Source organism: Burkholderia sp. HMSC10F09 (assembly GCF_001806955.1).
Classification (GTDB): Bacteria; Pseudomonadota; Gammaproteobacteria; order Burkholderiales; family Burkholderiaceae; genus Burkholderia; species Burkholderia multivorans.
The window spans coordinates 1-765 of record NZ_KV786878.1 but is presented as its reverse complement, the minus strand read 5'-3'; the positions used below and the strand labels follow the sequence as shown (position 1 = coordinate 765).

The 765-nt window shown below is 73.6% G+C and carries 1 protein-coding gene; it reads right to left on the bottom strand.

What is annotated here, in order from left to right; genetic code table 11:
• Positions 1 to 765: TolC family protein (locus HMPREF3115_RS24530; RefSeq protein WP_176748765.1), on the bottom strand; the 765-nt coding region annotated here is incomplete at both ends.

Genomic DNA, 765 nt, shown 5'->3' with positions numbered 1-765 from the left:
GGGCGGCACGCCCGGCAGCGCACGCGGCGTGTCGAGCCAGTCGTCGAGCGCGCCCGGCGCACCGCCGACCAGATAGGCAAGCCCGTTCTTCAGCAGCACGATCTGCTGATCGAACTGCGGTAGTTGCGCACGCAACTGGGCGAGCCGCGCGTCGGCGCTGCGCACGTCGAGGTCGCTCGCCAGGCCGTGTGCGGCCTGCTCGCGCGTCAGATCGCGCAGTTCGCGCTGCGCGCCCACGAGTTCGTCGGCGAGCGCGCGCTGCGTCTGCGCACCGCGCAGCTGCAGATAGGTCTGGGCGACCTCCGCTTCGAGCGACAGCAGTGCGTCGTCGCGGCTCGCGACGGCCGCACCCGCCTGCGCATCGGCCGCCTCCACCGCACGCCGCACGCGTCCGAACAGATCGAGCTCCCACGACGCGTCGAAGCCGGCCTGCCACAGGTTGACCGGCGATTCCAGTGCATCGAGCGCGCCGCGCGCACGCTGCTGCACGGCCGCGCCGGTGCCCGCCCCGAGCCGGTCGAGCGGCGAACCGGGCGCGCCGAGCCGGTCGATCTGCCGGTCCAACCCTTGATCTTCGACGAACCCCTTCAGGCCGAGCTGCTCGCGCTGATAGCTCGCGCTTGCGCGCACGTCGGGCAAGCCCTGCGCGGCGGCGGCACGCACCTGCGCACGCGCCTGCGCAATGCGCAGCACCGCGGCCTGCACGTCGAGGTTGTCGCGCGCCGCGCGTTCGACGAGCCGGTCCAGCAGCGGATCGCCGAACGC